6 protein-coding genes are annotated in these 7,673 nt (G+C 55.0%); all 6 read right to left on the bottom strand.

Annotated elements, in window-relative coordinates:
- Nucleotides 1-206: hypothetical protein (locus FBQ85_25730; protein MDL1878533.1), on the bottom strand; the 206-nt coding region annotated here is incomplete at its 3' end.
- 2 nt (nucleotides 207-208) lie between these two features.
- Nucleotides 209-538, bottom strand: coding sequence for a hypothetical protein (locus FBQ85_25725; GenBank protein ID MDL1878532.1), 330 nt, complete (start codon nucleotides 536-538; stop codon nucleotides 209-211).
- On the bottom strand, nucleotides 535-1,341 hold the full coding sequence (gene rsmH / locus FBQ85_25720; protein MDL1878531.1) for a 16S rRNA (cytosine(1402)-N(4))-methyltransferase RsmH: 807 nt from the start codon (nucleotides 1,339-1,341) through the stop codon (nucleotides 535-537). The genes FBQ85_25725 and rsmH overlap by 4 nt, the downstream gene beginning before the upstream one ends.
- 232 nt (nucleotides 1,342-1,573) lie before the next feature.
- Nucleotides 1,574-2,653 (bottom strand): M28 family peptidase, encoded by a 1,080-nt coding sequence (locus tag FBQ85_25715; protein ID MDL1878530.1) that lies wholly within the window; start codon nucleotides 2,651-2,653, stop codon nucleotides 1,574-1,576.
- A gap of 55 nt (nucleotides 2,654-2,708) precedes the next feature.
- A complete protein-coding gene (locus tag FBQ85_25710; protein ID MDL1878529.1) occupies nucleotides 2,709-4,508 on the bottom strand; it encodes a T9SS type A sorting domain-containing protein in 1,800 nt (599 codons plus the stop codon).
- A 202-nt stretch (nucleotides 4,509-4,710) separates the two neighbouring features.
- Nucleotides 4,711-6,516, bottom strand: a complete 1,806-nt coding sequence (locus tag FBQ85_25705) for a T9SS type A sorting domain-containing protein (GenBank protein MDL1878528.1) — start codon at nucleotides 6,514-6,516, stop codon at nucleotides 4,711-4,713.
- Between the last annotated feature and the right edge of the window lie 1,157 nt (nucleotides 6,517-7,673).

Here is a 7,673-nt window from a genome sequence, read left to right as displayed (position 1 = left end):
CGCTCTCCGGGCAGGGTAATGGTCCGCGTACTGCTGCGATTGCGTTGCTCGAGGTAGTCCTCGTGGTGCATGACCTGCAGCGAGTAGAGCCGCCCGGCCAGCCCGGCGAACACCGCGACAACAAAGCCGAGAATCCAAACCGCGACTTTGCGCGGCGATTGGGCGCCGGCGCCGGACGCCATGAACCAGTGGAGCCAATGGCGCATATCTACCCCTGTTTCCTGGCCTGGGCCGGTTTGGCGTCCCGCGACGCGGGCCTGGGAGTCCCCTTGGCGCCGGGCTTTTCGGGCTCTTCCTTGAACTCGGGGGGCACCAGGGGCAGGCCCAGCTCCTGCACTTTCTTCCAGAGGTTGCGCGGGTCTTCGGCCTGGGCCTTCCTGGCGCGCAGGACGCGGATTTCCTCGTCGAGCTTGAGCAGTTCCTTCTCAGCCTTGCCGACGCGGTAGCCGGCGCTGCGGATCTCAAGCCGCTGGGCCACGACAATGGCTGCCAGGCCCACGAAGAAGACCACTGCGATCAGTGAAGTACCCAGGTTCATGGCTCATTCCGATGATGCCGGCTGCGCCGCTCGGCTGACCGTTCGCGGCGCACACCCCAGAGCAGCGCGCGCAGCTTTGCGCTCGAAGCCCGAGGGTTGGCCGCCACTTCCGCTTCATCGGCCGTTACGGGCTTTCGCTTGAGCAAACTTGCCTGCCCCGCATCCTGCCAGGCCGCAAAGCGCTGCTTGACGATGCGATCTTCCAGCGAGTGAAAGCTGATCACGCATACCACGCCGCCGACGTTCAGCCCCTGCGAAACGTCATCCAGCGCGCGGGACAACTCGCCCAGTTCGTCGTTGACGGCAATGCGCAACGCCTGAAAGGTCCGTGTTGCCGGGTCAATGCGCTGATGTCCCCGGGGGTAGGCGCGGCGGCAGATGGCCGCGAGGTCTCCCGTGGTGCTTAGCCGACCGGCGTCACGCTCGCGGCAGATGGCCTTGGCGATGGGCCAGGCCAGGCGCTCTTCGCCGTAGTCGCGCAGCACCCTGGCCACTTCCGGAGGATCGAGCCCCTGGAGAAACTCGCGCGCCGTGAGCCCGCTCTGCCGGTCCATGCGCATGTCCAGCGGTGCATCGGCGCGGAAGCTGAAGCCGCGCTCGCCGGTGTCGAGCTGAAGGCTGGAGACGCCGAGGTCGAGGAGCAGGCCGTCTACGCGCTCATGTCCCATAGCGCGGCAGGCCGCCAGCCAGTTCGAGAACCGGTCGTGGCGGACAGCGGCACGATCTCCAAATCCTCGGAGATGTTGAGCTGCACGCGAAACCGCGCCGAGGAGGTGATGCCGCGCTGCATGCCGGAGATCAATTGATTGGTAAGCAGGCTGTCCACATGAAAATCAATCACCAGCCGGCCGGACTCGATCTGCAGGGAATCTATGGCAATGCGCGCCTCTTGCGCAAAACCCGCCGCGCCAAACCATGAGAGGAAAAAGAAGATTAAAAATCGGCGTCGCAGCTTCATATGGTTGCGCGAACTCTCAAGTATGAAGGCAACAGCCATACCGTTGCCGGAACATTATCAAAAATACGGCGAATGCTTCATTCAACATTGTATACCGCAGCCAGCACAACTTTGCCGACTTTTGCCAAACTCTCGGCGCTGCACTTATCCGGCGTGTCGGCTGTGGTGTGCCAGTAGGGATAATCAAAATCGATGAGATTGATCACCGGAATGCCGGTTTCGAGCAGCGGCACATGATCGTCAAAAACTTCGTGGCGCACGCCCGGCATGAATTCATTGACGCCCAAGCGGCTGGCCAGGTTCCACACGCGATCGACCACGCTGCCAGCGAAGCGCACCGAGTTTCGTTCTTGATAAATCGTCAAATCGCGATCGCCCACCATGTCGAGCAAAATGCCGAACATGGGATTGTAGCGCGCATCTTTGGTGGCGGCGAAATGCTGCGCGCCGATGGCATAGCTGCGCGATTCACCGGGCGCGCCAAAATCTTCACCGTCGAACAAGATCAAATCAACACCCACCGCAGGCGGATTCGCTTTGAGCACAGCCGCAATTTCAAGCAACACGGCGACGCCGGAAGCGCCATCGTTCGCGCCCAGAACCGGTTCATCATGCCGGCTGGAGTCCGGGTCTTGATCGGCCCATGGGCGCGAATCCCAATGCGCGCAGAGCAGCACGCGGCGGCCCGCTTGCAAATTGAATCCGGCAATGATATTTGTCAACGTAACCGTCTGTTGCAGGCGGCCGATCGTATGCTCAAATGATTGTTCGACGACATTATCGGCAAATTTTTGCAATTCGGCAACGAGAAAAGCGCGCGTCTCGGCGTGCGCTGCAGTGCCTGGCACGCGCGGCCCGAAGTCACACTGCCGCTGCAATAGCGCAAACGCGCGGTCGCCGTCAAATGCAGGCGTCACCAGCATAGGCTCGCGTTGTTCAACGAAAACGGCCACCGTAATGACGATGGCCGCTAAAATTGCGCCGGCGATCATCCAGCGCGTTTGCCGCCGATGGCGAGGCGCAACGGCAGCGCGTGAAGATTTTGCCGGTGTTTTTTTCTTTTTGGATTTGGTTTTCATCTGGATAACAGGATTAATGAAAAACCCTCGGGCGTAAACTGCATCCCGAGGGTAAGAAACACCAGCATAATAATCCATCAAATCTTGCGATTGTTCGTTTTCAAATCAGAACGGTATTCGAGCAAGCGCCGGATTATTTTGCGAGGATCATTTTCTTCACTTGACTGAACGTGCCAGCTTCGAGTTTATAGAAATAAATACCCGAAGGCATGTCTTTGGCATCCCACGTGATATTGTGCTGGCCCGCCGGGAGTTTTCCATTAACCAATGCCGCAACTCTTTGGCCAATCGTATTAAAAATTTCAAGCTTCGCGTTTTCAGCTTTGGCCAAAGTAAATGCAATGTTCGTTGACGGGTTGAAAGGATTGGGGTAGTTTTGATCCAGACTGAATCTCTCTGGTACTGCAGGTGTTTTGTCCTCAACGGCGGTCGCATAGAAATCGTAGGGTTCTGTTGAGGGATGATCGACCTTCAAGAACAAGAAATCCGGCGTGGAAACGGGAGCGGCATCGGTGAACGCAAACGAACCGGCAACAGAATCCGACATGTACATCACGTTAATCTTGCCGGACTCATTCCAACTTGAGATGTAGGGATAGCGATCATCCATATCAACGCTATTTGTGAGATTGGTTGGCTCACCCCAAAGCAGCCCATTGTTCGCAGACGAAACTGCCCAGATATCTCCATACGCATAACCGGATACCGGATCAGCATTCAAGGTATCCCCGGAAAAGCCCGTGAATACAACCGTCAGAATGCCATTTTCATCAACGCCGATGCTGGGATAGTCAAGGGGCAGGTGGTTGACGCCTTCCGTTTGATTAATGGAGAAATGAACGGAATCCCAACGCGCGGCGGTGGTGGGCACGCCGCCATTGACGCTCGCGGCCCAATGTTTAATGCGCAGATCCGGACCGAAGTAGGAAATACCTGCATCTCCTGGAACCTGGTCAAGAACTTCGTTCCAAACGATATGCAACTCTTCGCCGACGTAGATAGCGCTAATTCCCAACCAGAAGGCCTCATGCACGGAGGAGGTGTCTGCAGAGTAGCCGGTAACATTGACAGGATCGCCAAATGTTAAGCCGCCATCTGTAGATTCACGCAGGATAATGTTGTTGTTGCCGAAATCTGCCACAGGCGGAAGGTCAAGACCATTAATAAGCACCAGGGCAACTTTGCCGCCCGCGCTGGCGGCGATGCTGCCGCGAATCTCGTTACCAACATCCGGGAACAAGGGCTGATTTTCCGTAAAAGCAAAACTTGAGGTTCCCAAATCCAGGGCATTCCAGGTATTGCCCGGGACATCCGTTCCACCAGAAGAGCCATAGAAAATAACGCGATTGTTCGTCGAGACGGCCGCACGGGGCCAGATGCATTCAATGGGAGCGCGCGGCGCATCATACGATGTAAAAATACCGAGACCGGGAAGCGCATCTACGAAAAGACTCGTACCAAGGACGGCTCCGGTATGCGAAACAATGAGGGCGTACCCTTCGCTGGTCACACCCAGGCTGGGAAAGCCCGCGCGCGCGAACTCAACGCGGCCGAGATTCGTGAAGGTTTCGCCAAAGTCATCGCTGAACGCATAAAAACTGCCGCGGCTGGCATCCCCGATCGCAGCACGATTGGTGCCTCCCATGTATACCACGTGGACAGAACCATCCGGCAAGACGTGAACACGATGCTCGTCCCCGCCATTGGTTTGAAAATCATAATACGTGTTTGCCAGCCCACCGACCACTGAAACTCCGGGCGAGGAAGAAACTTTCTTGATGCCGCTCAAATCGACCTTTTTAGGTGTAAAACTCGCCTTATCCACGTAGGGAACGTATTGCGTATATTTCATACTTTTCTTCTTGTCGCCGGAAAATACGGAACTGACAGAAGTCAAAAGCAGCGCTACTAAAAAAATGTTGACAATTTTCATTATTGCCCTCTCAAATAATGGGTTCAATACTTTTTCAACGACTCACGCAAGAACAAAAATCTAAAAATCAATCCTATGAACTTCTGGCGAGCCTACGAACATTGTGAGCGTATTTTATCAAAAGCAGAGACCCCTTCGCTATTTGCAGCTAGGGGTCTCGCAAATTCACAAGATGAAATAGCTCACAAACAACAATCCTGCCTTATTTCATCAAGGTCATCTTCATGCGGGCGGAAATCCCTTGGCCTTCAAGCTGGGCGACATATACGCCTGACGCCATTTTCTTGGCGGCATCCCAGACCACAGAATGCTTGCCGGCGGGCATTGTGCCATTCACCAGTGTTGCCACGCGCTTGCCGGTGACGTCGAAGATGCTCAACGTCACACGGGTCGTCAATGGCAACTCAAACGTAATGGTCGTGGAAGGGTTAAAGGGATTCGGGTAATTTTGATGCAACGCAAACGACGACGGAATCACGCCGGGCTCTTTGTCCGCAACACCGGTGCTGGTCAAAGGGATGTTCGCCTTGGCAAAAGCGTAATACATGATATTGGTGCGGTAGGGCGGAGCGCCGCTGGCCGTATTATTGCCAAATTGCGGATCAGAGAAATAAACAATGTGCAGGTTGTCGTCGACACGTCTCGCCAGAGAAGCATCGCTGTCTTCCAGGCCGCGTTCCTCAGTGATCAACACCGGAGGACCCCATGTCGCTCCACCATCGCCTGACCCGACAACATAGACATCCATGAGATTCGTACCATCCGGGAGCGAATCACCGGGCGAAGGCGTGTTGAAGGTGACATACATATTGTTATCGGCATCGAATCCGATACTCGGCGACTTCAGCAAGGTGTTGTTACCGGCGCCGGCAGAATTAACGGCATCGCCGCTGAAGATATCCTCCGCGGGATTATAGCCCGGGATATCTTGAAACGTAAGCATGTCGGTCCAGCCCGTGGCCTCACTCCAATGCCGCATCGGCGCTGTCTGACTGTGAAAAACATCAGCGCCCGTACCTGCGCTATCCAAATTGATCAAATAGTTCGCCGTGACAATGTGTACATTGCCATTGTTATCATAAGCCAAATCCACACCCTGGCTTGGGCGATACTCATCCACACCAGCGGCGGGCAAAGGCGGCCAACTCATAATCGAACGAACGTTCCAATTCGCGCCGTTATCTTCCGATTCGGCCAGCATAACATCGTGAACAATGCCCGGGGTGTTCGGATAGTTGTCGATTGAAAAACCCTGCCATTTGCCGTCAGTCGTATCCAGATCGGTGAAGGGATCGCCAAAAATGAATTTGTGATTCCACGAACCGCCTTCATCAGTCGACGAACTGTAAACCGGATAATACGTGCCAAAACGCGCGCCCGAGATCGCCGCGCGGATGGTGCTGACAACATGCACGTTGCCGGCGCCATCCACAGCAAGTTTTGGCCAAATATGATCGGTTGCACCTGCGATGTAACCGGTGATGCTACTCGTCCAAATTCCCAGACCGGGGAGAACATCGACGTTAAGCTCATTGCCGACATGTGAAATAATGACTTGACGGCCATCGGGCATGACGTCCGTATCCGTCCAGCCGCGGCTGGCTGCTTCGACCTTGGTCATCGGGCTCCATGAGGTGCCGTCAAAATAAGCAAACCAAGAGGCGCGATCGGCTATGCCGACAGGGTCAGAGGAAGCCATACGGGCAACGGCGAACGTGCCATCGCCATAGTTGATGATGTTTTGCTGCATATTGCCGTTGCCGGAATAATCGTAACCGCTATCCATCAACAAAACGCCCGGGCCCATGGCATTGGGGCTGGCAATTTGAGGCCTGGGTTGTTTTTTTTCAAGGCTGACCTCCGTACCATCAATAGCCTTCGTCATGTCAGCCACGCTGACTTTCTGGCGATCCTTGCGATCTCCAGCAAAGACAGCAACGGCAAAACACAATACAACGAGCGTAGCAAGAGTTTTACGCATCGGTACTACCCTCCACGGATTTAACATGTGGTGAACGTGAGTTTAATGAATTGATTAATCGGACGACGTCAACGTGATTCAACTAACAGGAGACAACTTCACCTCCTTTCGTCAATCAGTCAGCGGGATGGATCAGAGCAATGTGATGAAGCAGCCCGATTCGCGACTTCGGGCAAGAAACCCGCTTGGGTTTGGGGCATGAGTTGCTTGAGACAGCCGCAAGTGAGAATGTCGTATCTCTGGAACTGTGTGAGTAACGCGGCAAAAATAAAGAGTCTTTTCTATTTTGTCCAGAACTTTTTTACAAAATCACGGGCCGGTCATAAAAAAATGGCCGGCCCGTGATGCCACTTTGAAAGCGCTTAAAGCTCTCCAAAGTCCTGCAAAATTTTGCGCGCTGCGGCTTCCGCGTCCGCGCTATTCAAATGATAGAACGGAAATCCCATCGTGAAGGTGTTAAAATCGCTGCCGCTATACTTGATGCCGACAGGCGCGCCTTGAAAGTCCGGGGCGCTGGTGGCAGCGTTGAAGGTGTAAACCGCTTCCGCACCAGCCACGCCGGCGCGCACGGTGAAGACGTCGATCGGCGACAAGCCGGCCCGGTTGGGAATGGGATTTTTGGTCGCATCAACATTGATATTCGGATAGCCGCTAGCGCCCGTTGCACCGGCAAATTCAAACACATTGCCCGGTGTTTGGCGTGTAGAAGCCACTTTCAGGTAATTCCAAACAAAGGCAAAAGTGGCCGCCGCATTTGGCTGGGAAGGATCGAAATTGGCGACCGGGGTCGTGCCGGCAATTTGGTTGACGCTGCGCCAGCCTGCCACCCAGAGGTTTCCGCCAACAGTGAGGTAATCACCCAAAAGCTGAAGCTGACGCGGCAGGGTTACCGAGGTGGCTTCATCACTCTGCCAAATGACGGTGGAGTAATTGCCAAACCCTTTCTTGGGTGTCGGCGCGCCCTGGGTCAAAACATCCCACAAAGCAAAGCGCGCGCCTACGGCAGTCAAAACTTGCGAATAAAAATTATCGGCATTGGCATCGCCGGTTGCCGGTGGACGGCCTGCCAACTGGCCGTTGCCGTCATCCACCACCAAGACGCCGGCGTTGAAGGTTGCCGCGACCACTTCGTATTCAAATTTTAGGACATCACTTTCCACGCCGCCAACATCGCGGTATTGCAC

This window comes from Cytophagia bacterium CHB2 (assembly GCA_030263535.1).
Classification (GTDB): Bacteria; Zhuqueibacterota; Zhuqueibacteria; order Zhuqueibacterales; family Zhuqueibacteraceae; genus Coneutiohabitans.
This window is presented reverse-complemented; position numbering and strand designations above follow the sequence as displayed.